Source organism: Acinetobacter sp. YH12095, from assembly GCF_013419245.1.
Lineage (GTDB): Bacteria > Pseudomonadota > Gammaproteobacteria > Pseudomonadales > Moraxellaceae > Acinetobacter > Acinetobacter towneri.
Window position 1 is genome coordinate 89335 of record NZ_VPAL01000005.1, and the last position, 23482, is coordinate 112816.

The 23482-nt window shown below is 40.6% G+C and carries 22 protein-coding genes and 1 tRNA gene; 9 read left to right on the forward strand and 14 right to left on the reverse strand.

All coding sequences use genetic code 11. The annotated features are described in order from the left end of the window. The first annotated feature begins 230 nt into the window (after positions 1-230). From mutS to FTU35_RS05970, 4 genes are all read left to right on the forward strand, one after another. Positions 231-2870, forward strand: coding sequence for a DNA mismatch repair protein MutS (gene mutS / locus FTU35_RS05955; protein ID WP_180064585.1), 2640 nt, complete (start codon positions 231-233; stop codon positions 2868-2870). A gap of 213 nt (positions 2871-3083) precedes the next feature. Beyond that, a complete protein-coding gene (gene fdxA / locus FTU35_RS05960) occupies positions 3084-3407 on the forward strand; it encodes a ferredoxin FdxA (protein ID WP_004973093.1) in 324 nt (107 codons plus the stop codon). A gap of 142 nt (positions 3408-3549) precedes the next feature. After that, positions 3550-4269 carry a D-Ala-D-Ala carboxypeptidase family metallohydrolase gene (locus tag FTU35_RS05965; RefSeq protein ID WP_004973092.1) on the forward strand — a complete coding sequence of 240 codons (720 nt, stop codon included), beginning with the start codon at positions 3550-3552 and terminating at the stop codon, positions 4267-4269. Between the two features lie 151 nt (positions 4270-4420). Then, the gene (locus tag FTU35_RS05970; RefSeq protein WP_004973089.1) at positions 4421-5086 is read left to right on the forward strand and encodes an O-methyltransferase; all 666 of its coding nucleotides are present in this window, start codon (positions 4421-4423) and stop codon (positions 5084-5086) included. A gap of 180 nt (positions 5087-5266) precedes the next feature. Here the strand turns inward: FTU35_RS05970 and FTU35_RS05975 are convergent, their stop codons facing one another. From FTU35_RS05975 to FTU35_RS06030, 12 genes are all read right to left on the reverse strand, one after another. Beyond that, positions 5267-6109, reverse strand: a complete 843-nt coding sequence (locus FTU35_RS05975) for a universal stress protein (RefSeq protein ID WP_154320670.1) — start codon at positions 6107-6109, stop codon at positions 5267-5269. 126 nt (positions 6110-6235) lie between these two features. Continuing rightward, positions 6236-6862 (reverse strand): DapH/DapD/GlmU-related protein, encoded by a 627-nt coding sequence (locus FTU35_RS05980; protein ID WP_180064586.1) that lies wholly within the window; start codon positions 6860-6862, stop codon positions 6236-6238. Further along, positions 6855-7454, reverse strand: coding sequence for a YigZ family protein (locus tag FTU35_RS05985; RefSeq protein ID WP_096900925.1), 600 nt, complete (start codon positions 7452-7454; stop codon positions 6855-6857). Before FTU35_RS05985 ends, FTU35_RS05980 begins: the two co-directional genes overlap by 8 nt. Positions 7455-7676: 222 nt before the next feature. Further along, entirely contained in the window at positions 7677-8444 is a 768-nt protein-coding gene (lptB, locus tag FTU35_RS05990; RefSeq protein ID WP_004973074.1) for an LPS export ABC transporter ATP-binding protein, read from the reverse strand. Further along, on the reverse strand, positions 8444-9010 hold the full coding sequence (lptA, locus tag FTU35_RS05995) for a lipopolysaccharide transport periplasmic protein LptA (protein ID WP_004973072.1): 567 nt from the start codon (positions 9008-9010) through the stop codon (positions 8444-8446). The genes lptB and lptA overlap by 1 nt, the downstream gene beginning before the upstream one ends. Beyond that, positions 9000-9542 (reverse strand): LPS export ABC transporter periplasmic protein LptC, encoded by a 543-nt coding sequence (lptC, locus tag FTU35_RS06000; RefSeq protein ID WP_004973071.1) that lies wholly within the window; start codon positions 9540-9542, stop codon positions 9000-9002. Before lptC ends, lptA begins: the two co-directional genes overlap by 11 nt. 40 nt (positions 9543-9582) lie before the next feature. After that, positions 9583-10122: an HAD family hydrolase gene (locus FTU35_RS06005; protein ID WP_004973069.1), complete on the reverse strand. Its 540-nt coding sequence runs from the start codon at positions 10120-10122 to the stop codon at positions 9583-9585. Between the two features lie 3 nt (positions 10123-10125). Then, entirely contained in the window at positions 10126-11103 is a 978-nt protein-coding gene (locus FTU35_RS06010; protein ID WP_004973067.1) for a KpsF/GutQ family sugar-phosphate isomerase, read from the reverse strand. A 403-nt stretch (positions 11104-11506) separates the two neighbouring features. Further along, positions 11507-11582: transfer RNA gene (locus tag FTU35_RS06015), tRNA-Gly, on the reverse strand. Between the two features lie 65 nt (positions 11583-11647). Next, positions 11648-13069, reverse strand: coding sequence for a cysteine--tRNA ligase (gene cysS, locus FTU35_RS06020; RefSeq protein ID WP_154320668.1), 1422 nt, complete (start codon positions 13067-13069; stop codon positions 11648-11650). Between the two features lie 199 nt (positions 13070-13268). Next, positions 13269-14381, reverse strand: coding sequence for a beta-ketoacyl-ACP synthase III (locus FTU35_RS06025; RefSeq protein WP_154320667.1), 1113 nt, complete (start codon positions 14379-14381; stop codon positions 13269-13271). A gap of 30 nt (positions 14382-14411) precedes the next feature. Then, entirely contained in the window at positions 14412-18371 is a 3960-nt protein-coding gene (locus FTU35_RS06030; RefSeq protein ID WP_180064587.1) for a DUF3418 domain-containing protein, read from the reverse strand. Between the two features lie 375 nt (positions 18372-18746). Between FTU35_RS06030 and ahpC the strand changes: the two genes are divergently transcribed. The 3 genes from ahpC to FTU35_RS06045 all read left to right on the forward strand — a co-directional run bounded on the left by ahpC (position 18747) and on the right by FTU35_RS06045 (position 20429). After that, on the forward strand, positions 18747-19310 hold the full coding sequence (gene ahpC, locus FTU35_RS06035) for an alkyl hydroperoxide reductase subunit C (RefSeq protein WP_004973058.1): 564 nt from the start codon (positions 18747-18749) through the stop codon (positions 19308-19310). A 345-nt stretch (positions 19311-19655) separates the two neighbouring features. Then, positions 19656-19973, forward strand: a complete 318-nt coding sequence (locus tag FTU35_RS06040; RefSeq protein WP_225530638.1) for a hypothetical protein — start codon at positions 19656-19658, stop codon at positions 19971-19973. 249 nt (positions 19974-20222) lie between these two features. Beyond that, complete coding sequence (locus FTU35_RS06045; RefSeq protein WP_004973053.1) at positions 20223-20429, forward strand: hypothetical protein; 207 nt, start codon at positions 20223-20225, stop codon at positions 20427-20429. Between the two features lie 87 nt (positions 20430-20516). Here FTU35_RS06045 and FTU35_RS06050 read toward each other — a convergent pair whose 3' ends face one another. After that, positions 20517-20735 carry a DUF1653 domain-containing protein gene (locus tag FTU35_RS06050; RefSeq protein ID WP_180064588.1) on the reverse strand — a complete coding sequence of 73 codons (219 nt, stop codon included), beginning with the start codon at positions 20733-20735 and terminating at the stop codon, positions 20517-20519. A 251-nt stretch (positions 20736-20986) separates the two neighbouring features. Between FTU35_RS06050 and FTU35_RS06055 the strand changes: the two genes are divergently transcribed. Then, positions 20987-21331 carry a hypothetical protein gene (locus tag FTU35_RS06055; protein WP_179989569.1) on the forward strand — a complete coding sequence of 115 codons (345 nt, stop codon included), beginning with the start codon at positions 20987-20989 and terminating at the stop codon, positions 21329-21331. Positions 21332-21734: 403 nt separating this feature from the next. On the opposite strand, the gene FTU35_RS06060 is transcribed toward FTU35_RS06055, so the two are convergent. Beyond that, the gene (locus FTU35_RS06060; protein ID WP_131260826.1) at positions 21735-22250 is read right to left on the reverse strand and encodes a hypothetical protein; all 516 of its coding nucleotides are present in this window, start codon (positions 22248-22250) and stop codon (positions 21735-21737) included. A 159-nt stretch (positions 22251-22409) separates the two neighbouring features. Between FTU35_RS06060 and FTU35_RS06065 the strand changes: the two genes are divergently transcribed. Then, positions 22410-23456, forward strand: coding sequence for a nitronate monooxygenase family protein (locus FTU35_RS06065; RefSeq protein ID WP_004973046.1), 1047 nt, complete (start codon positions 22410-22412; stop codon positions 23454-23456). Positions 23457-23482 lie beyond the last annotated feature (26 nt).

A 23482-nucleotide genomic window follows, 5' to 3' on the forward strand; every position in this document is an offset into this window, starting at 1 on the left:
AAACTGTCGGTTTAGATTTTATGGGCGATATTTTTTATGGCTGTGTGCTCACTAACACACCAGATCAATTGAATATTATCCATTTAAAAGCTTAAACCGCTCGATGTTCGACTCGTTAGAGAGCGAGCAACAATGACATGCAGGTTCACTAATTTGACTAAGATGGCGTAAAATAAGCTAGTCACATACTTACACTTAAATTACGCTTCAAATTAAAGGACTTCAACTGCATGAACATGACAGAAATCATGGCTGATCTATCTTCACACACTCCAATGATGCAGCAATACTTACGGGTGAAGATGGAACATCCACATTCTTTAATGTTCTATCGCATGGGCGATTTCTACGAATTATTTTTTGATGATGCACACAAAGCCGCCAAACTCTTAGGCATTACCCTCACCCATCGAGGTAAAACCAGCGGCAAACCTATCCCAATGGCAGGCGTACCGTATCATGCTGCCGAAGGTTATCTCGCTCGCTTGGTTAAAAAAGGCGAAACCGTGGTAATTTGTGAGCAAATTGGCGAGGTAACAGGCAAAGGTCCTGTAGAGCGTGGAGTGGTACGGATTATCACCCCTGGTACGCTCACCGATGATGCCCTGCTCAACAGTCATCAATCTTCCAACTTGGTCTCTTTATGCTTACAGCAAAACCAAATTGGTATCGCGTTGCTGGATTTAAGTGCAGGGATTTTTAAAGTTCAGCAAATGGATTATTTGTCTGAACAACTCGCGATTGAACTTTCTCGTTTAATGCCAAGCGAAATTGTGGTCGATGAAGATATTGTCGATCCGAATATTATTGAACAGGTTAAAAAGCAACTTGACTGCCCTGTGACCAAACGCCCAAATGTCGATTTCAACCTAAACAATGCGCAAAAAACGCTTTGTGATCAGTTTGCTGTATCGACACTTTCAGGTTTTGGTATTGATCATTTGCCCTTAGCCAAAGCAGCAGCGGCAGCGTTAATACACTACGCCAAAGAAACCCAAAAAACGGCTTTACCACATATTCGCAGTATTCAATTAGAACAAAGCAGCAATTTTATTGCGCTTGATCCTGTGACCCGACGTAATTTGGAATTGGTTGAACCATTATTTGAACACGGCACTTCTTTATTCCAACTGATTAACGATTGCCAAACTGCCATGGGTAGCCGTTTACTGAGTCGTACCTTGATGCAACCTTTGCGTGACACGGCATTGTTAGATGCAAGACTGGATGCAATTCAAGCCTTAATACAAGGTTACCATGAGTCGCCTGTGCGTTTGGTACTGAAAGAAATTAGTGATATTGAACGTGTGCTGAGTCGTGTCGCACTCGGTAGCGCACGCCCACGTGATTTGGTACAACTACGTCAGGCCTGTGCGCAAATTCCCTATTTGCGTCATGCCTTACAGCCCATTGTTTCTGCACAACAATCCGCACTCATTCAAAACCTGAATGAAGAACTGGGCGATTTTCATGGACTGCATCAACGGCTGATGCAGGCAATTGTAGAAAACCCACCTGTACTATTGCGTGATGGCAATGTCATTGCAGAGGGTTTTGACAGTGAACTCGATGAACTACGCAAAATCCGTGATCATGCGGGGCAATTCCTGATTGATTTAGAAGTCAAAGAGCGCCAAGAAAGCGGTATCCCAACGTTAAAAATTGGCTACAACCGTGTCAGTGGTTACTACATTGAACTCACTCGCGCCCAAGCCGAGCAAGCACCTGAACACTATATCCGTCGTCAAACTTTAAAAAATGCAGAACGCTACATCACCCCAGAGCTAAAAAGTTTTGAAGATAAAGTCCTGTCTAGCGAGTCCCGTGCTTTAGCCCGTGAAAAGATGCTATTTGAAATGCTATTGGATGAATTACGCCAAGACATTGCTCAATTACAAATGATGAGCAGCGCGATTGCACAAATTGATCTATTGGCAAACTTTGCCCATCAAGCACGTTTACGCAATTGGGCACGCCCTGAATATAGCCCTGAAATTGGAATTAAAATTACTGCAGGACGTCATCCTGTTGTTGAGGCCTTGAGTAAAACCGCCTTTACACCGAATGATACTTTACTCGACTACAATCATCGTTTGGCAATTATTACTGGCCCGAATATGGGCGGTAAATCAACGTATATGCGTCAAACCGCACTCATTGCCCTACTTGGCTATTGTGGTAGTTATGTGCCTGCCCAAACAGCCGTATTAGGTCCTATTGATCGCGTGTTTACCCGTATTGGTTCTGCCGATGATTTATCGACAGGTAAATCGACCTTTATGGTCGAAATGACTGAGACTTCACAAATTTTACACCATGCAACCTCACAGTCTTTGGTGCTGATGGATGAAGTTGGTCGCGGAACCAGTACCTACGATGGCTTATCTTTGGCATGGGCATGTGTGTTGGATTTAAGCAAACGCATCAAATGTTTATGCCTATTTGCAACGCATTATTTTGAATTGACCGAATTAAACAAAGAATCTGGGGTGGATAACTACCACGTAACCGCCAAAGAAATGAATGGCAACCTGATTCTCTTGCACAAAGTTCAACAAGGTCCTGCAAGCCAAAGTCACGGTTTGCAAGTGGCAAAATTGGCAGGCATTCCAGCCAATGTGATTAAAGAAGCGCAAAACCGTTTAAGAATTTTAGAAAAACAGCAGCACAAAAATGTCAATTTAGCCGTTCAAGATGACCTATTTGCACCAGCAACAAGCTCAGCTGAACCAGAAGTGATTGAACGTGTAATAGAGGTAGAAAAACCATCACCTGCTTTAGATTTATTACGCAGTATAGATGTCGATAATTTAACGCCACGACAAGCGCTGGAACAATTGTATGCTTTAAAGGAACAATTGAACGCTTAGCCGCTGTTATTTCTAAAATATTTGAGCTAAACAAAGACTCTCAATTGAGAGTCTTTGTCATTTATAAGTTTTTTTGATGATTTTATCCCCCTTTTATCAAATTTAGCAGCACTGTCTATATCAAATATCAGTAAAAGCGATTGTTAGTTGTAGTGATTTTTGCCTAAAATAGACTATTCTGAATTAGAACCATATTTTTAGGTAGCTGTCGCCATGACATTTGTTGTCACTGAAAACTGTATTAAATGTAAATATCAAGACTGCGTTGAAGTTTGTCCTGTAGACTGCTTCTACGAGGGTCCGAACTTCCTTGTCATTAATCCAGACGAATGTATCGACTGTGCATTATGTGAACCAGAGTGTCCTGCCAACGCTATTTTCTCTGAAGATGAATTACCAGAAGGTCAGGAAGTGTTTATCGAGCTAAATGCTGAACTTTCACAGACTTGGCCAAACATTACACAAATTGGCGATCAACCTGCTGATCGTGAAGAATGGAATGGCAAACCAGACAAATTACAATACTTAGAAAAGTAAGTTCGTCTTGTTGTGAAAAAGATCAGTCCTGTGCTGATCTTTTTTTATACCTAAAACACACATTTGATTGCAATATTTTCAAATTTTAACCAGCATTTTCGATTAGAATACTGCCACTTTAAATAAATATCTGATTTGCCTAATGAAGAAATTTTTCAAGGCGCTGTTTTCGTTCAGCATTGTTCCCGTTATCTTGGTTGCCTGTAGTTCAACCCCAAACAGAACAACAACGATCACCACGCCCGATGGAAAACGAATTTTCATTCCTCAAGAAAAAATCACCTATGAGCGTCAGGTAGCACCTAAAATTGTGCCTTATTCGTATAATGCATGGGTGGCAGTGAGTGACAATTTACGCCAAGTTCGTGAATATGAACGCTTCTTGGAACACAACGGTGTTGGCAATATTATTCCAAGTTTTGAATTAATGCGTACCGCACGTGACTGGCAACGCTGTGGACGTTCGCAATTTATGATTCCAAGTCGTGAATTGTGGCAAAATCAGGTGCCTACCTTGCGTGTATTTAAATATTTGGTCGCCTCTAAAGTCTTAACTGATTTTGAAGTCACTTCTGTCTATCGAGATTTACCACTGAATCAATGTGCAGGTGGTGCGAACTCATCGCGTCACTTATTTAACTCAGCCATTGATTTTAGAATTGGGCCACAATTCCCGAATGCCGAAGACTATGCCTATATTGAAAGTACCAAATACAGACTGTGTCAGTTCTGGCAGCAATATGGTCAAAGTTTAAACATGGGCTTAGGCTTATACGCTTCAGGACAAATTCATATTGATACACAAGGTTATCGAACTTGGGGGCCAGATTTAAGCCGCCATTCATCTATGTGTAATTTCTAATTCAGTGTTGTTTAGAATTAAATCCTAAAGAGGTCAAATTGACCTCTTTTTTTATTGCGAAATAGATTATCACCGGCTCCATTCCGCGAATAAATTGCACTCTGAGCAGAAAAGTTTACAATGCACACATCGCAACAAAGGTGAGCACGCTATGCAACAAATGTGGACGGATATCGATCACTATATCGAATCACATTTAATTCCCGAAGACCCAATTTTGACGCAAACTTTAGAAAATACCGATGCCAAAGGTTTTCCAGATCACCTTGCAGTTGCGGCAAATCAGGGCATGTTGCTACAAATGCTCATTCAAATGAATCAATGCAAACGTGTGTTGGAATTGGGCACATTCGCAGCTTATAGCACAATGTGGCTAGCACGTGCGCTGCCTGAAGATGGTTATATACTCACGATTGAAGGACGTGATACCCATGCAGCTTTGGGACAGGAAAATATTGACCGCGCTCAATTAAAACAAAAGGTTGAATTAAAAGTTGGTCGTGCTGCAGAAATTCTAAAAGCTCTGCCAGAAGATACTGAAGCTTTTGATTTTATTTTTATTGATGCCGACAAACAAAGCTATCCTGAATATTTGGAACTGAGTCTTAAACTTTCACGCTCAGGTACAATTATCTTTTTAGACAATGTAATTCGTGCAGGGGAAATTTTAAATCCTGACAATCACAAACCAAGCATTGAAGGGATTCGTGACATGTTCAAAGCCATGCAAAATCATTCGCGAATTTTATCGTGCACAGCATTACAAACTGTAGGCAGCAAAGGACATGATGGCTTTGCTTTAGCGATTGTAAAGTAAAGTCCACACAAGGTTAAAAAACAACCTAAAGCAATTTTACATTATATATTATAATGTTACATATACTGTCCATACAGTTATCCACAAATTATGCGGATAACCATGGACAGTCAGCAAGCATTTACATCAGTTCAACTAAACAATCTTTTGAAATGATCTTTTTTGAATCATTTACGATTTTTACTTTGCCACCAACAAAGGAACAGTTGAGTTACGGAAAATATTGGTGGTAATGCTTCCCAAGAAAAATTGATGAATTTTACTGTGGCTAAATGCCCCTAGTACAATCAACTGGATACCATGTTCACGTTGATAATCTAAAATATTTTCAGCTACATCACCATAACGATATTCAACCACCACATCTAAACCCGCTGCTGTTAAAAAATCTGCAGGTTCATTTAAAACTTCAGGATGATCGCCCACATAAAGCAAATGACATTGCAGTAATTTAAGCAAATCACTTTGTGCAATTCGCTTCATCATTTTGATGCAAGTTGGGGAATATTCATAAGCAAAAATAAAGCGGGTTGGTGCTTTAAAATGCTCTCCCACAGTCATCACGGTACAATTTGCACCACGAATAAAGTTTTCGACATTACTCCCTAAAGCCTTATTGCGTTCAGCAGATTTTTCGCCCACGCGTCCAATCACCACAATATCGTCTTCATTCAACACACTGAAGCTTTGTTCTAGAAAATCGCCTTTTTCTTGAATTTGAGTAGGTACAATTTCATATTTTTCCTGAATCATATTGGAAATGTGCTGCAATAAATTGTTGCTATAGTCGAGTGCTAATTCACTTTGTTTTTGTTCCAACTCAGCTAATTCTTTGAGTAACATCGCATTACTTTCAAAACCAATCACGCCACTAATTTCCCCCAAATGATAACTGGCGGGGTAATAATCCAAAACTTGTAATAACACCAATTCACGTTGAGTTTGTGTTGCAATCCACGCAGCAGCTTCAGCAAGCGCATTAATACAAGGCGAAGAATCAATACAAGCAATTACACGTTTCATTATTGCCTCTCTTACTGCCTTTTGCAGGCTATTTTTTAGTTGTTATTTTTAACTTAACACAACTCGTGTTGCAGGGACATGAAAAAATGTAATGAAGTTTAAAGATTTAGCCTTGCTGCATCGTATTTACTCACGATAACGAATCAATTTGGCAGGGTTTCCTACCACAATTTCCCGCTCCTGAACATCTTTGGTGACCATGCTATTCATACCAACGACTGCATGTGCCGCAATCTTCACCCCATCTTTAACACCAACATGCGCACCTAACCAAACATCCTTACCAACTTCAATGCCCTGTGAACGCACCGCTTGCTGATAAATGGGCTGATCCAAAGCCATGCCATGATCAAATGCATATAAATGACAATATGCTGCGATACGCACCTGATCATGAAGCTTAATTCCAACTCTGCCACCATCTAAAATACAGTGGTGATTAATCGCGACTTCATTGCCAATTTCTAAAGGGCCATGCAAAGTACAATCGGCTGCAATAAAGGTATTATCGCCAATACTGATTTTACGTCCTGGTTCTGCAAAAATATGTGCCAATGGTGAAATAAAACAGTTTTTGCCAATCTCTACCGTTTCCATTGCCATTAAATAAGCTTGATATTCCTGCTGCCAAGCTTCTGCCCATACACGATGTTTAGCTTTTAATGACCAATATAACCACGGCATGTAGTTTAAACGGTGTTTATGCTGCTCACGGTACTTCGATAATGGATCAGGTGAATTTGCTTCAGTCATCTTGATCATCCTCAAGGATTTTGAGTTGTTCACGCCCACGGCTAATATCTTGTAATTTTAGTTTTAAAGGGTCTATTTGATCGACTTGCATGAATGCCTTTACCAACACGCCTTCGGCGGTGTAGTCTTCGCTGTACTCAATCTGCTGACTATTTAGCTCGTATTGTAAAATTGCCCACTCATTAAAATGACAGGAAAATTGCACGGTCTTTTTTTCAATCAGTTCTATTTTTTCTGCTAGAGCCAAACATTGCCCTGCACATCCCCCATAGGCACGTACCAAGCCGCCTGTGCCCAATTTAATGCCGCCGTACCAACGATTTACCAAGACCAAAACATTAGTCAACTCATTGCCTTCAATCGTGGCTAAAATAGGACGTCCTGCCGTACCTGAAGGTTCGCCATCATCATTAAAACGTAATTGATGCCCGATTTTCCATGCCCAACATTGATGTGTGGTAGATGAATCACGCTGCTGTTCCAAAAAAGTTTTTACCGCTTGCTCATTATCTACAGGCACAGCAATTGCCTGAAATCGACTTTTTTTAATTTCTTCTTCAAAAGTGATGGGCGCAGCAATGGTAAATGGCATAACACTCCAGATCAATCAACCAGTTAAATAAAAACTTGATAATTATAACGTGTTTAGCGCTCTAACGTATTTAGAGTTATAGCTTATTTGGACTGATAACCACCATGAAAAAACCTTCTATCCTCAAAGGTATAGAAGGTTAAATAATGTTTACACGACTTTCTGTTCTACAACTTATGCAGTAAGCATACGAAAACCAATAACGGTTAGAACATTCAAGCTTTAAACAAAAAAGTCTTCACCCAAATAAACTTCACGCACAATTTCATTTTCCAGAATTTCTTGCGGTGTACCCTCTGCAATGACTGAACCTTCGCTAACAATATAAGCACGTTCACAAATGGCTAAAGTATCACGGACGTTATGGTCGGTAATTAATACGCCAATGTCACGATCTTTTAAGGTACGAATGATATCTTTAATATCACCGACAGAAATAGGATCGACCCCTGCAAAAGGCTCATCTAACAACATAAATTTAGGGTCTGCTGCCAAAGCACGGGCAATTTCTGCACGACGGCGTTCGCCACCCGACACACTCATCCCTAATGAATCTTTAATATGCGTGATTTTAAAATCTGCCAGCAATTCTGATAAACGCTGCTGACGTTGCTGTTTATTTAAATCTTTGCGGGTTTCTAAAATAGCCATAATATTTTCAGCGATGGTCAGCTTTCTGAAAATAGAGGCTTCTTGCGGTAAATAACCAATCCCCTTACGCGCACGTTCATGCATGGCAAGGTCAGATAAATCCAGTTGATCTAAATGGATTTCGCCTTTATCCATGCGCACCAAACCCACAACCATGTAGAAACTGGTGGTTTTACCCGCACCGTTCGGCCCAAGTAACCCGACAATTTCACCACTTTTCATTTCAAATGAAACGTCTTTAACCACCCAGCGCTTATTATAGTTTTTGGCTAAATGCTTAATACACAAAGTCTGCTGACCGTGCTGGACGCTGTCCTGTGCTGCGCTCGTTTGATCCATTAATCACGCGCTCCCGGGAATGATTTTGAACTTGATGGTGGAATCACAATTTTTACACGACCCGCTTCAGAACCAGTTTTGTTCGGTGTACCAATCGCTTCAACATCGCCTTTGTTCATACTATAACGCAAGGTATTACCACGAATACTGGCTCCATCTTGCTCTAAAAGTGCGCCACCCGTTAAGGTGATAATGCCTGTTTCAGCATTGTAAACAATCTTTTGCGCCTGACCTTTGGCAAGCCCTTTGGCTGGATCAGTCTTTTGCTGGAATTGCGCAGGTCTGCCCGTTGCCGTAATGACACTAATTTCTTTTTTGCTGTTCAGATTAGCAACAATCGAATCTGCCTGCAGTTTCATGGTGCCCTGTTCAATCACCACATTGCCTGTATAAGTGGTGACGCCAGTACGTTCACTAAAGGTCGCACGGTCTGCCAATAAAGTAATAGGCTGACTGCGGTCTGACGGAATTGCCCATGCACCTGCCGATGAAAGCACCGCCAAGCCCACAAGTGCTGCTTGTTTTATCAACGCTTTAGGAGCTGTAAGCTTAGATTTATGGTTCATACTTTCCTCGAATATTAAAAAATTCGTATTGCCCATCATTTAAATTGGCTTTTAAGCCCTGACTGATAAAATCAGCCTGTGGAGATTGTACAGTCACTTGTTTTTCGGTACTGATTTCACGTGTTTTAGGAAACACATTCAACTCGACTGTTTCAAGCGTCAGTTTGCCTTGAGCGAGTAACTTGGTTGCTAGCACTTGATCTGACAACACAACCTTTTCATTGTCATTAAAACCTTGTGCCTGTTTAGCAAAAAAAGTGGCATCCACCGCGCCCGCTTTATACATAGAGGCATTCAAATTTTCCAGCTTAGAGGTTTTTTGCTGCATGTCTTGCTCTAAACGGTCAATTTGCGCACGCACATATAAATTGCCCTGCTCATCTGTTTGGGTCAGATGAATTTGCTCTGCACTATAAGTCATAGAGCGAGCAGCGTCAGTTTCCAGTTTTTTGCCTTTACCGCTGTAATAGTAATAACCACCACTTACAGCTGCAATTGCAATCGCAGTAACGTATAAAACTTTAGTATCCATAAGTGGGGCTGTAACTCAAACCTTTGAATGTATGACTTAATTAATGAGGGATGCTGAGATATTTTTCAAGTAAGCTTTGGTACACACCTTTGGCGGTTAAAATCATATCGCAGATTTCACGTACCGCACCGCGCCCACCCATGGCCTGTGTGACTAAATCGGCACGACGACGCACTTCAATATGTCCATTTGGCACTGTGACTTTCATCCCTGCAATCGAAAACGCTGAAAGATCAGGCCAGTCATCGCCCATATAGAGACAATCTGCAGGTGATAAACCTAACTTGGCACAGGCTTCCTGCAATGCAGTGCCTTTATCTTCACGTCCTTGGTAGACCAAATCTACACCTAAATCGGACATGCGTTTTTCGACAATATTACTTTTACGACCCGTGATGATAATGACTTTAACACCTGCTTGTTGCACCAGTTTCATACCTAAACCATCACGAATATCGAATGATTTAATTTCATCACCGCTGTTGGTTAAGGTGACAAAACCATCACTTAGAATTCCATCGACATCTAAAACCAAAGCTTCAATATGACGCGCTTGCTCTAATAAAATATAAGATGCCATTGTTTAGTTTACCCCTGCTTGAATCAAGTCATGCATACTGATCACACCAATGACTTTATTGGCATCATCCACCACCACAAACTGATTGATTTTACGGTCACGTAATTGCTCTAAAGCTTCAACTGCACGTGCTTCTTGTGAAATCGTTGCAGGATGTTGAGTCATCACTTGCCCAACTTGTAAATTCACATCAAAGCCCTGTTGTTTATCAATTAAACGTCGTAAATCACCATCGGTGAAAATGCCTAACAAGACGTCATTTTCATCGACAATTGTGGTTAAACCTAGACGTTTGTTTGAAATTTCGTATAACACTTTGTTCATTGGTGTATCTGGTGCAACTTTAGGTAATTCTGTACCGGTATGCATCAAATGTTTCACATGCAATAACAGGCGCTTACCCAAAGCGCCTGCAGGATGTGAACGAGCAAAATCATCGGCAGTAAAACCACGTGCATCAAGTAACGCTACAGCCAATGCATCACCTAATGCCAAGGTTGCAGTCGTACTTGAGGTTGGTGCTAAACCAAGTGGACAAGCTTCCTGAATATTGCCTAATGTTAAAGCGACATCAGCATTTTGTGGCATCGGCCCGCGATCATCACCGCTAATTGTGATTAGAGGAACTTCCAGATGTTTGATGAGTGGCATCAACATCATAATTTCATCACTTTTGCCGGAGTTGGAAATGGCAATTAAAACATCACCCCGTACCAACATTCCCAAATCACCATGCCCTGCTTCACCCGGGTGCATAAAGAAAGACGGCGTGCCTGTAGAGGCAAACGTCGCAGCCATTTTACGACCAATATGACCTGATTTTCCCATACCTGTGACCACAACACGCCCTTTGCAATGCAACATGATTTCGCAGGCACGGCTAAAACGCTGATCAATTTGCGTCGCCAAGACTTGTAATGCTTGTTCTTCTATTCTTAAAGTGTCTAAGGCTACAGATTGGAAATCAATGGTATTTGACATGTTTGGCATTCAACGTTCAACTTAAATTGAGTATTTTCTACACCTCAATAAAAGTGATTTATTGAAGCACATTTAATTTTCGCAATTTTAGCATATCTATGCAATTCTACACTTTGATTCTGCGTGTGTTTTTTGTTTTAACGCATTTTTGTATGCTGTTTTAATTAACTCGCTTTTTGACTCGAGTTTCAAATGAAAAACAATCATATTTGAGCTTAGGCTATTTATTTTATTGATTCAAAGTTGCAGATAAAGCTAAAGATAGAACTAGCTCAGAAGCATATTTCAACGAAAATGCTCTAAAAATTATGGATCAAACCCATCTATAAAGCTGACTGCAAGCAAGCTGTAACAAACAGCCATAAAAAAACGCTTATCTTTCGATAAGCGTTTTTTAAAATTTTGGAGCGGGAAACGAGACTCGAACTCGCGACCCCAACCTTGGCAAGGTTGTGCTCTACCAACTGAGCTATTCCCGCAATATTGAAGTGAATTATAGAGAATTTCATACAACTGTCAACTCTCTATGCTCCCAAGTGCTCAATTAATCAGCACGACGCCATACTGTACCTTGACGGGTATCTTCCAAGACCACACCTTGATCGAGCAAAGACTGACGAATTTCATCAGCACGGGCGAAATCTTTGGCTTTTTTAGCATCCTGACGTTGCTGAATGAAGTCTGCAATGGCTTGTTCAGATAAACCTAAAGCGTCCTGACCAATATCAGACTTCAGGAATTCGTCAACATCATGCTGCACCAAACCTAAAATATTGGTCAAATGACGCAAAGTCGAATAGTACACCGCCGCCTGATCTGCCTGCTGCTCTTTTACTGAACGGTTCAGCTCTTTATTGACTTCAAACAGAACTGCAATTGCTTCGGCTGTATTAAAGTCGTCTCGCATTGCGGCATTAAAACGTTCCACCAAAGCCTCATCTAACTGCTCAACTGTTTGCGTACCGTACGCTTGTTGATAAGCTTTAAATGAGTGATAGAAACGTGATAATGCGGTTTTGGCTTCTTTGAGTGCTACATCGGAGAAGTTTACAGGGCTACGATAATGCGATGACACAATAAAGTAGCGGATCACTTCAGGATGGAATTTTTCCATCACATCACGAATGGTGAAGAAGTTACCCAATGACTTCGACATTTTTTCGCCATCGACATTAATAAAGCCAACGTGCATCCAGTAATTTACATACTGCTCACCTGTTGATGCTTCAGACTGGGCAATTTCATTTTCATGGTGTGGGAACATTAAGTCTGAACCACCACCATGAATATCAAAATGATTACCTAAGCAGCAAGTCGACATCGCAGAACATTCAATGTGCCAACCCGGACGTCCATTGCCCCACGGCGAAGCCCAAGATGGTTCATTTTCTTTGGCATGTTTCCACAAAACAAAGTCAAATGGATGCTTTTTGTCGACTTCAACATCAACACGCTCAGACGCGCCCGCCTGCATGTCTTCTAGCTTGCGACCTGAAAGACGGCCATATTTGTCAAATTTTTCAACCTGAAAATAAACATCGCCATTACTTGCAGGATAAGCTGTGCCTTTATTGACCAAATTACCAATCATATTTTGCATTTGATCAATATATTCAGTGGCACGTGGTGCAGCATCAGGTTCAACACAGCCTAAGTTTGCCGCATCTTCATTCATGGCTTGAATAAAACGATCTGTTAAAGCTTGAATGCTCTCGCCATTTTCATTGGCACGTTTAATAATTTTGTCGTCAATGTCGGTAATGTTGCGGACATATTTCACATTCCAACCTTGACTGCGCAAAAAGCGAATGATGTAGTCAAATGCAACCATAACCCGCGCATGCCCGATATGACAGTAATCATAAACCGTCATGCCACAGACATACATGTCGATATGTCCTTCTTTACGCGGAACAAATTCAACTTTTTTTCGTTGCTCTGAGTTATATAGAACAAATGGTTGCATAGGTTTTCAAAATAGGTCTATTAAAAGATGCTCCATCTTAACCTAAGCATTATTTTTCATAAAGTTTTTCGATGTTTTTATTCTGTATGTGTCTGTGTAAAGAGAATATCGCGGATGATCCAAGCCTTCTCCCGAAGGAGAAGGAACTTTTTAATACCTGTACTTAGGCGTTTGCTGATCTTATACGGTTTGGCAAAGCTTATGCAGCATCACGTTTTTGTACCAAAATCGCGCCAACTGAATAGCCTGCGCCAAATGAACACAAGACACCATATTCACCGTTTTCGACTTCGTGTGCAGTACGGTGTAAAGCGATAATTACCCCTGCCGAAGAAGTATTGGCAAACTCATCTAAAATAATAGGTACTAAACCTGGTTGTGCTGCTTCTTTACCAACCACCAATTTCAAAATGAGTTCGTTCATGCTGGCATTGGCTTGGTGCAACCAGAAACGCTTCACCTCGGTTGGCGCAATCTGATTCTTTTCTAATTGCGCAGTAATCATTTTGGCAACTAAGGGGCAAACTTCTTTAAAGACTTTGCGACCATCTTGATGGAAGCGTTTATCGTCAATATCTGCATTTTCACTTAAGTTTAAAAAACCGAAATTATTACGGATATTATTCGAGAACTGAGTAAACAGGTTCATGTCCAAAATTTCAAAACCTGCTTTGGTTTCAGTGTCTTCCAAAATTGAAGCGGTTGCTACATCACCAAAAATAAAGTGGCAGTCACGTGAACGGAAATCGTTATGACCTGAGGTAATTTCGACATTCACCAACAGTACGCGGCGCGCACCTGCTTTAATCGCATCATGCGCTTGCTTAATGCCGAAAGTCGCAGCAGAACATGCCACGTTCATGTCATAGGCATAACCTTGAATACCAAGCGCAGTTTGAATTTCAATCGCCACCGCAGGATAAGCACGCTGCAAGTTTGAGCAAGACAAAATCACCACATCAATATCTTCTGCGGTCACGCCTGCATTTTGCATGGCTTGTTTTGCAGCAATTACACCCCATTCTGCTTGTAGCGAAATTTCATCATCCCCGCGTTCACGCAAATTTGGACGTAAACGGTTAATGTCCAGAATACCTGTTTTTTCTGACACGTAACGGCGTTTTACCCCAGAGGCTTTTTCGATAAAGTCAGCACTTGAGCCACGACGTTCTTCAAGCTCACCTGCTGCAATTTTGTCAGCATTGAGCTGATTATACTGTTCCACATAAGCATTTAAACTTTCGACCAACTCTTCATTGGTAATAACATCTTCTGGGTGATAAAGACCAGTACCTATAATGCGAATGCCCATGTAAAACTCCTTCTAGAAATTACTAATATCTTAACTGATTCCGAGCTTTTCCCATACTTTTTGCAGCCGAGTTGCAGAAATTGGTATTTTGGTTTTCATGGGTTGAGAGAACAGCGATATGCGTAATTCTTCCACCATAAAGTACAATTCCTTGAGTCGGGCATCTTGTTTGTGTTTAAACAATTTGTCCATCCAAGGGTCAATTTGGGCGATGGCAGCATCGTCTCTTTGCAAGTTGTTGGGTAAGCGGTCTAAACGTAATAACAACGCTTTCAAATAGCGCGGATATTCGCTCCACACCTCTACAGGCTTGCTATACACAAAGTCTGCCAGATGCATTAAGTCCAGCTGATCTTCTATATCATCCATATTTTTGGCAAACACGGCTTCATCTAGCATAAGGAGCTGACGGCGGATGTCTTGCCATGCAATATAAATTTCATTAAAGATACGCAGCGTGGTTTGACCATGACTGAGGAAAGTCTTTTTTACCTCAAGCTGCAACTTTTGAAACTCTTCCAAGTTGACTGGTAAGTCACCAATAATGCTTTGCAATGTTGCATAGATCAACATTTGCTCAAGTTGAGCTTTATCACCCAAAGGCGAATACGCCAAAGCCAAGGGTTTATCAATTTGTTTTTTCAATTGGCGTGATAAATCACCCAATTGCACATATAGCAAACGAATCACGCCTTCACGGTGCTGACGAATCGCCTCACTCTGATCATTAAAGGTTTGAATCACCACACCCGATTCATCTTTTGGTAAAAGCTCTGCAAATGTTTTGCTTGGTACCAACGCCTGATATTGCTTAACCACTACGCCCGTAACTTTTTGCGAAGCTTCAAATACAAATCGTTCAGGAAAAGTTTGAAATTCTCCGTGCACCTGCTTTACAGGACTATGCGTTTCGGTATGGCAACGCGCTTTTAATTCAGATAAATCACGACCTTGCTCAATCACCCGCCCTTTTTCATCTAGCACTTTAATGAACGGCAATAAATACGCATCTACCCGCTCAAAGCTAAAGTCTTTTTCGGTGATGTGTTCAGCACGTAATTGAAATGCCAAAAAGCTAAAAATGTGCTCGCGTAAATTTACCGCATCAACACGTTGTAGCAACTTTCGAGCTGTGTCTGGAATAGGCACCAAATGACGACGCTTATCTTTAGGCAAAGTCTTGAGCAAGGCTTCAATTAAATTTTCACGCCAACCCAGAACACCCCACGACCAGATATTTTCATCGACCTGTGCCAACGCTTGCACTGGAATTTTAACGGTTGCGCCATCTTCATCATGGCTGGGGTCAAAACGGTAACTGGCCGCCAAGCGCAGCTCACCATTACGCAAATAGTCAGGAAATTGCTGCGTGGTCGGACGATCATTCAGCCAAAGTGCATCATCTTCCACAAATAAATAACGTGGATTTTGCGGCTCTACTGTGGCACGCCAATCTTCAAAGGAACGACGGCTTGCAACTTCTGCAGGTACTTTGGCGGCATAAAATTGATAAATAGTTTCTTCATCAACAACTAAATCACGACGACGTAATTTATCTTCAACCCGTTCCACTTCTTCCAGTTTAAGCAGGTTGTGTTTTAAAAATGGTGGGGTAATGCCCAAGTTGCCTGTGGTTAAAGCATCACGTAAGAATATTTCATGGGCGGCTTCCTGATCGACCTTTTCGTAATTGACAGGACGTTTCGGCTCGATAATTAGACCAAACAGCGAAATTTGATCATAGGCATTCACCACGCCTGCTTTTTTAGACCAATGTGGTTCAAAATAGTGATGCTTCAGCAAATCACGTGCAGCCAATAAAATCCATTCAGGTTCAATTTTTGCCAAGGTGCGTAGATACACTTGCGAAGTTTCTACCATCTCAAATGCCATGACCCACGGTGTATTGGTTTTATGCAAAGTCGATGCAGGGAAAATTCGTGCTTTTTGTTGGCGTACTGCCATAAACACATTGCGCTCATCGGTTTTATTGGCAATAAAAGAAAGCAACCCTGTTAATAACGCCCGATGCAGATTTTCATAACTGGCTTTTTTCTCATTAAACGACAGTTTTAAGCCACGCGCCAAATCCACCAATTGTTCATGAGTTTTCTTCCATTCACGTAAACGCAACCAACTTAAAAAATGCTGACGGGCAAAAGTACGACGTTTGTTTTCACTCATGCCATCACGGTTTTCGTGTAAAGTTTCCCACAGTTTTAAATAGAATAAAAAGTCAGAATCTGCTTCACGGAACAGTGCATGTTTTTGATCGGCTTGCATTTGTTTGTCTGCAGGACGTTCACGCGGGTCTTGTACCGCCAATGCCGCTACAATAATCAGGACTTCATTTAACACCCCAAAATGTGCACCGCCTAAAATCATACGTGCCAATCGTGGATCAATCGGCATTTTTGCCATTTGCTGACCAATTTTGGTTAAGCTGCTGCCTTGAAGCTCGCCTTTATTAGCGGTGGATTTAGTGGAATTATTCGGATGATTGTCTCCCTTTTGCGTCGCAGAGCTGCTCATTCCGTCTAAAAGAGGGGCTTTACCCTTCTCAATCATCGCACCCAGTTCAATCAACAGCTTACGACCATCATTGACTAAACGATGATCTGGCGGCTCAATAAAATCAAAATCTTCGAGCGTACCCAAGCCCAAACTTTGCATTTGTAAAATGACCGATGCCAAGTTGGTGCGTTTAATTTCAGGTTCAGTAAACTCTAGGCGACTTAAAAAATCTTCTTCTGAATACAGGCGAATACAAACGCCTGGCGCAATACGACCACAACGTCCTTTACGCTGATTCGCTGCTGCCTGAGATACTGCTTCAATCGGTAAACGCTGCACGCGGGAGCGATAGTTATAGCGTGAAATACGTGCAAAACCGCTATCAATCACATAGCGAATATTGGGTACAGTAAGTGCAGTTTCAGCGACGTTGGTGGCAATAATAATACGGCGCCCGCCACCAGAAGGATTAAAGATTTTTTGTTGTTCCGCCAAAGCCAAACGCGCATACAACGGTAAAATTTCAGTATGACGCGGCCCATGCTTATGCAAGGTTTCTTGCAGTTCCCGAATTTCCTGTTCGGTACTGGCAAAAATTAGAATATCGGCATGTTCAGGATGACCTTTTTCCTGTGCATCGGCAAAGCATTCTTCTACCGCTTGCACCACTGCGCGTGGCAAGTTTTCTTCAAAGTCATCAAACTCATCATCATCACTACCACCAATGCTTAATTCAGAAATTGGACGATAACGTACTTCGACAGGATAGCTTCGACCTTCGACCTCAAAAATAGGTGCGCCGTTAAAATAGTTACTAAAACGCTGCACATCTAAAGTTGCAGAAGTGATGATGACTTTTAAATCAGGGCGACGTGGCAAAAGTTGCTTTAAATAACCCATAATGAAGTCAATATTTAAAGAACGCTCATGCGCTTCATCTATAATAATGGTGTCGTATTTATTTAAATAACGATCATTGGCAAGCTCTGCTAACAAAATACCATCGGTCATTAAACGGACAATTGAATCTTGCGAACCCTGTTCATTAAAACGAACTTTAAAGCTGATGGACTCACCTAACTTTTCGCCAACTTCTTCGGCAATACGCTGCGATACACTACGCGCAGCAAGACGTCGTGGCTGAGTATGACCAATTAACCCCGTTAAACCACGACCTGCCAACATTGCAATTTGTGGTAACTGTGTAGTTTTCCCTGAACCTGTTTCACCCGCCACAATAATGACCTGATGTTGCTGAATTGCAGTAATCAACTGTTCGGCAGATTGAGTCACAGGTAAATCTGGATTCAACTTAATGTTGGGAATGCGCTGTGCACGCTCCAACACTTTTAAATTAGATTTTTCAAATAATTCCTGATATTGCTTTGGATTGGCATCTTTGCCTTTTCGTAGTCGATTTAAACGATGACGATCACGCGCCAAAACGAGGTGGTCTACATTTAAATGACTCTGCACAGAATACGCTTCCTAACCAAAACACAAACGCGTATTTTACGCTGTAATGCCTTTAAGCGAAAGAACAGTGATTTAGAATGCGTATTTAAAAAGTTTTAAATCCCCCCTTGAATTTCAAAATAGCATCCCCATATAGATGTATGTTCACCAATTGCTTGAAATGGGTTGTATTTGAACCTGAAAAATAGGTTGTCATGCAATCATCATCATTTTGAGGCCTAATAAAGACTCAATAATGCTGTGATGAAAGTGTACGCTTTTTACATACTCATTTGTTTTTCCGATGCTAGTAATGTAAAAATACCATTTCAGCAATAAAACAAAATTAGATACTCTATTGCCAACGAAATACAAACCTTAATCATGGAGACAATGATGAGCTTAATTAATACTGAAGTTAAACCATTTAAAGCAAATGCATACCACAACGGTCAATTCATTGAAGTAACTGAAGCTGATCTTAAAGGCAAATGGTCTGTAGTATTCTTCTACCCTGCTGACTTCACTTTCGTTTGCCCAACTGAGCTTGGTGACCTTGCAGACAACTACGCAGAATTCCAAAAATTAGGCGTTGAAATCTATGCAGTTTCTACTGACACTCACTTCACGCACAAAGCTTGGCACGATTCTTCAGAAGAAATCAAAAAAATCCAATACGTAATGGTTGGCGACCCAACTTGGACGCTTTCTAAAAACTTCGAAGTATTAATCGAATCTGCTGGTCTTGCTGACCGTGGTACTTTCGTAATTGATCCAGAAGGTAAAATCCAAATCATCGAAATCAATGCTGGCGGTATTGGCCGTGATGCTCAAGAACTTCTTCGTAAAGTTAAAGCAGCTCAATACGTTCACGCTCACCCAGGTGAAGTATGCCCAGCTAAATGGAAAGAAGGTGATGCAACTTTAGCCCCATCTATCGACCTAGTAGGTAAAATCTAAGTTTTAGATTAAACCACTCAAAAAAACCACGCATATTTTGCGTGGTTTTTTTTAATCAGAACATCACCCTTTTCTACCTTATTTATTCATATTTCATCTCTAGAATAGAAAATGTAAAAACATTACAACACTACAATCGAATCTGTACCGGTAACAGTTGTGAGATTTATTTTTGAGGGCTGTTCTATGAAAAAATTATTTTTACTTTCAACATTAATAGCATTTTCAGTGCCAGCTTTAGCTGATTTCAACTGTAATGGCAGCATTAAAAATCGAACTATTGATGATAATGTCAAAGTGCATAAACAATGTGTTCTTGATCATGTGACTATTAAGGGCAACCTAATGTTGCATTCCAACTCACATACGGCAATTAAAAATAGTACGATTGATGGCAATTTAGAATCTAAAGGAAACTTTAGTCAGGTTAATGCACATGCCAACCGCATTGATGGCAATATCCAACTCGAAGATGGGCGTAACATCCAACTCACGTCAAACCGTGTAAATGGCAATATTCAACTTAAAGATAATTCAGGCTCAATCGTTGTAAAAAATAACCGCGTGAATGGCAATTTAGAATGTGAAGATAACCGCGTAAAACCGACTGGCGGCACAAACCGTGTTTCTGGTGACAAAGAAGATCAATGTCGTCATCTATAAAATCTAGTCTTTCAATCATTTTATTTAAATGAATGACTATTCATGTGCAAAGCATAAACACCACATCCTAAATGTGGTGTTTTATTTCGCTTCATAATAGTTTTGTCGTTTTTGGCACGTATAGGTTGCGCAAAAAACTTATATTCAAAAGTTACAATTCTGTAATACTTTTTAGTAAGCACTTCACTTATGTTCAAAATAAGCAGATTTATTCTGTGAAAAATAATATAAAAAATAAAGGAGTTGCTTATGGGTAAAACACTTGCCGTGACATCCTGGACATACAGTGCATCTTCACGTTATTTAAAAATATTTTACGAAAATGGCTCTGGGGATTTATTCCATCCTGTACCACAATTTATTTATGACAACTTATTAAGACGCAGTGATAAAGCAGCTTTTGTGAGTAAATATTTAGCATACGATTTAAGCTTTAACCGTATTTCCATTCAATAATTGATCTGATTAAACTTTGATCACCCACATAACGATCCAATCTAAAATAGATTGGATCGTTTTAAACAAGCAAATGATTTTAAATATTTAATGCACTTCCTGAATCAATTTAAAGCGTTCCTGTTCACGGTCATCATCCAAAGTAATACTCTCCGTGAACATATCAAGCGGTCTGACCCAAATAGAATAATCGCCATATAAGCATTGATAAACCACCAATTTCTCTTGGGTTTCACTGTGTGTAGCCACATGCAGCACTTGATACAATTGCCCTTTATAATGTTGATAAATCCCTTTTTTAAGCATTTTACAATCCCAATCTTACAGAATGGCATTACTGTACAATAAAAACTGTAACCATTCTCAAGATTTCACCTTATCAGAAAAAATGAATCGCATCGGCATATTTTTCTCTAATTTATCGTTCTAATCTACACAACAAAAAAATATCTAAACCCATTACATTATTTGAACAATTTTAAGCTTCAAATTGATTGTTTTTTGGTTATATTCGCATTATCCCATCTTAAGTGGATGTAAAAAAAGGAAACATGATAATGAATAAACTTCTTATTGCTTTAGGTCTTGCTGCCACTGTAGCACTTGTAGGTTGTGCAAAAGAAAAAGCACCAGAAACAGGGGCAACTACGGGTGAACACTTAGAAAACGCTGCGGCTCAAGCTGCACATGATGCCAAAGATGCAACACATGAAGCTGCTACTGCTACAGCAACTGCGGTAGATAACGCAGCGCAAGCAACTGAAAATGCTGCACACAATGTTGCAACAGCAACAGAAAACGCAGCTGATACGACTGTACAAGCTGCTAAAGATGCAACTGCTGCGACTGCAGGTGCGGTTGAACAAGGTGCTGCAAATGTGAAAGAAAAAGCACAACAATAATTTGATTGTATAAAACAAAAACTCCTGAGCAAGTTCTCAGGAGTTTTTTATTCAGCACGATTTAATTAGGGTCTGTTGACAATTCGTCTATGTTTGCGACATGAGAGATATATCTCGCAAGGTTTTTTAGCTGATATAAGGCATGGGACAGGAAATTTACTCATTCTAAATGACTGGCACATAACGTAATAGCAGCAAAAAATATGCTTGTATCCTTGCGCAGCAAACAAAGCAGTGCTTTGTTTTTGCTCATGTGGCTAAAACTTTCACAGATTGCGTTATAAAACTTGAAAATAAACCCGTTATTCCCTGCGTTTCATGCCTAATCTGCTCAGTTTTAGCCTACAGCGCAAGCCATTTATGAAATATCAACAGACCCTAGTAAACCTAAATCCTGCCGCAACTATAACGCCGCTTTTAAATTACAACCATAGCCCATGGTCTGTTGTACTTGGCGGTAACTGGTGTAACGATTCAAAATAAAATCATAATAAGATTCTGCATTGGCAAAATTTTCAGCCAAATTTTCCTGCTCTGCACGCGGTAATTTTACATCTTTAAGAAAATCTAGATTGTTATGTCCTAAGCGATATAACTCAGCAAAATAACCATTCATCATATCGCAATAAGCAATTTTAGTCGGCTTTAAAGCAGTACTGGCGACCAAATGCTGATTCAAAGTTTGTAAGTTATTTACATCTAAAGGGAATTGATGCGCAAATGCGATATTTTCGACTTGTTTAAATTGTTTGAAGTCTTGCGCCAATTTGACATTTAAAGCATCTATACGCTGTTGTAATGCAGTCGCATCCTGAACCTGATATTGCTTTGGATCAATTTTTACTTGAGTTTGCTGTGGATTGCTACACGCACTTAATCCACACACCACAAGCAAACCACCATAAACGAAAGGCTTCATTAATTTACTCATCAATTCATACATCAGGCTTATTATGCCTGAAAGCATCTGCAAATTTAATGATATCGCTCATCTTAATATTTCATAAAGAAATGACGGATATGATTTGCCAATCTACCTAGAGTTGGGCAAAGTAGATAAAAACATGGAGTAAATAATATGACCTTATTAGAACAACTGAATATAAAGCATCCTATTTTTCTTGCTCCAATGGCTGGCGTTTCTACTCCCGAACTTGCAGCCGAGGTTTCTAATCAAGGTGGTTTTGGCTCACTCGGTTTAGGTGCAAACACGGTAGATGCTGCACGTGAGCAAATTTTACGCACTCAAGAACTGACTGATTTTCCATTTCAGGTCAATTTCTTTTGCCATGAATCAAGTCCACTAGATGAAGTCGCTGCACAAGCGTGGATTGCACATTTTCAGCCAATCTTTGAACGCTATGGCGCAACTGCACCGAGTCAACTAAATTGTATTTATCCAAGTTTTAAAGACCATGATGGATATTTAGATCTTGTACTAGAAACTAAACCACAAGCCGTCAGTTTTCACTTCGGGATTCCGCATGCGCATCAAATTCAGGCTTTAAAAGATGCAGGAATCATTACTATGGTTTCAGCAACCAACTTAGCCGAAGCTCAAGCCATTGAAGCAGCGGGAATTGATGTCATTATCGCCCAAGGCATTGAGGCAGGTGGACATCGGGGTATCTTTAACCAAACCTTTGATAGTGCAATTAAAACCAGCGATTTAGTACAACTAATTCGTGAACATTGTACCCTGCCAGTGGTTGCAGCAGGTGGCATTATGAATGGTCAGCAAGCACAGTTAATGCTGAAATTGGGCGCTTCTGCGGTACAGCTGGGTACAGCTTTTGTGCAATGTAAAAGTTCCAATGCCAATCCAGCTTATCGACAAGCTTTATTTCAGCAAAACATTACTCAAATTACCGACAGCATCTCTGGACGCTCTGCCCGTGGTTTAATTAATCATTGGCATACACAGGTAGATACACCAAATCGTTTAACTGTGCCCACCTATCCATATACGTATGATCTTGCAAAACAGTTGCATTCAGCAGCCGTCACACAAGGCGAGCAAGGTTATGCCCCTTTTTGGGCAGGCAGTAATGTCAGTCAGATTCGTGAATTAGAGGCCGCAGATTTAATTAATCAGTTGGTTTTGGAAATGATTCACGCACGCTAAGTTTACGTACGAAAAACTCAACTGTG

Coding starts and splice junctions, on each gene's coding strand:
- mutS (WP_180064585.1), top strand. CDS start 231: ATGAACATGACAGAAATCATGGCTGATCTATCTTCACACACTCCAATG.
- fdxA (WP_004973093.1), top strand. CDS start 3,084: ATGACATTTGTTGTCACTGAAAACTGTATTAAATGTAAATATCAAGAC.
- FTU35_RS05965 (WP_004973092.1), top strand. CDS start 3,550: ATGAAGAAATTTTTCAAGGCGCTGTTTTCGTTCAGCATTGTTCCCGTT.
- FTU35_RS05970 (WP_004973089.1), top strand. CDS start 4,421: ATGCAACAAATGTGGACGGATATCGATCACTATATCGAATCACATTTA.
- FTU35_RS05975 (WP_154320670.1), bottom strand. CDS start 6,109: ATGAAACGTGTAATTGCTTGTATTGATTCTTCGCCTTGTATTAATGCG.
- FTU35_RS05980 (WP_180064586.1), bottom strand. CDS start 6,862: ATGACTGAAGCAAATTCACCTGATCCATTATCGAAGTACCGTGAGCAG.
- FTU35_RS05985 (WP_096900925.1), bottom strand. CDS start 7,454: ATGCCATTTACCATTGCTGCGCCCATCACTTTTGAAGAAGAAATTAAA.
- lptB (WP_004973074.1), bottom strand. CDS start 8,444: ATGGATCAAACGAGCGCAGCACAGGACAGCGTCCAGCACGGTCAGCAG.
- lptA (WP_004973072.1), bottom strand. CDS start 9,010: ATGAACCATAAATCTAAGCTTACAGCTCCTAAAGCGTTGATAAAACAA.
- lptC (WP_004973071.1), bottom strand. CDS start 9,542: ATGGATACTAAAGTTTTATACGTTACTGCGATTGCAATTGCAGCTGTA.
- FTU35_RS06005 (WP_004973069.1), bottom strand. CDS start 10,122: ATGGCATCTTATATTTTATTAGAGCAAGCGCGTCATATTGAAGCTTTG.
- FTU35_RS06010 (WP_004973067.1), bottom strand. CDS start 11,103: ATGTCAAATACCATTGATTTCCAATCTGTAGCCTTAGACACTTTAAGA.
- cysS (WP_154320668.1), bottom strand. CDS start 13,069: ATGCAACCATTTGTTCTATATAACTCAGAGCAACGAAAAAAAGTTGAA.
- FTU35_RS06025 (WP_154320667.1), bottom strand. CDS start 14,381: ATGGGCATTCGCATTATAGGTACTGGTCTTTATCACCCAGAAGATGTT.
- ahpC (WP_004973058.1), top strand. CDS start 18,747: ATGAGCTTAATTAATACTGAAGTTAAACCATTTAAAGCAAATGCATAC.
- FTU35_RS06040 (WP_225530638.1), top strand. CDS start 19,656: ATGTTGCATTCCAACTCACATACGGCAATTAAAAATAGTACGATTGAT.
- FTU35_RS06045 (WP_004973053.1), top strand. CDS start 20,223: ATGGGTAAAACACTTGCCGTGACATCCTGGACATACAGTGCATCTTCA.
- FTU35_RS06050 (WP_180064588.1), bottom strand. CDS start 20,735: ATGCTTAAAAAAGGGATTTATCAACATTATAAAGGGCAATTGTATCAA.
- FTU35_RS06055 (WP_179989569.1), top strand. CDS start 20,987: ATGAATAAACTTCTTATTGCTTTAGGTCTTGCTGCCACTGTAGCACTT.
- FTU35_RS06060 (WP_131260826.1), bottom strand. CDS start 22,250: ATGAAGCCTTTCGTTTATGGTGGTTTGCTTGTGGTGTGTGGATTAAGT.
- FTU35_RS06065 (WP_004973046.1), top strand. CDS start 22,410: ATGACCTTATTAGAACAACTGAATATAAAGCATCCTATTTTTCTTGCT.